The organism is Psychrobacter sp. 1Y4, from assembly GCF_051847555.1.
Map to the genome: position 1 here is coordinate 1 of NZ_JBPYDE010000879.1, position 583 is coordinate 583.

General features: G+C 50.1%; 1 protein-coding gene. It reads right to left on the reverse strand.

From position 1 onward, the window contains the following. The coding region (locus ACS8FC_RS19370; protein ID WP_439297987.1) for a tetrahydrofolate dehydrogenase/cyclohydrolase catalytic domain-containing protein at positions 1-563 on the reverse strand (563 nt) is incomplete at its 3' end. Positions 564-583: the final 20 nt, after the last annotated feature.

Consider the following 583-nt stretch of genomic DNA (forward strand, 5'->3'; position numbering starts at 1 on the left):
GTTCTTGAATGGCAGATAGTCACCGTACAGTTCGCATTCAATAGCATCATCGCCATTGGCTTACCCAAAATAGCACTACGTCCTACGACCACTGCTTCTTTACCTGCAAGGTCGATATTATGATGCTCTAATAGATGCATAATGCCTTGCGGTGTACAAGAGCCATAAGCTGACTGCTGCATCGCCATACGACCAAAACCAAGGCAAGTCACACCATCGACGTCTTTTGCTAAGTCGATTTGCTCAAAGCAAGCGCGCTCATCAATATGCTCAGGAACAGGATGCTGTAGCAAAATGCCGTGTACGTCTGGATTGCTGTTTAGCTCATCAATCTTTGCCATGAGCTGCTCAGTGGTCGTGGCACTCGGCATCTCAACGCGTATAGAGTCCATGCCAACACGGCGACAGGCGTTGCCTTTCATACGGACATAAGTGGCAGAGGCTGGATCGTCACCAACCAATATCGTCGCTAAGCTTGGGGTGCGCCCCGTTTTATCTTTGATCGCATCCACGCGCGTGCGTAGATCCTGTTCTATTTGTTTGGCAAGTGCTTTGCCGTCCAAAACGGTGGCGGACTCGTGGG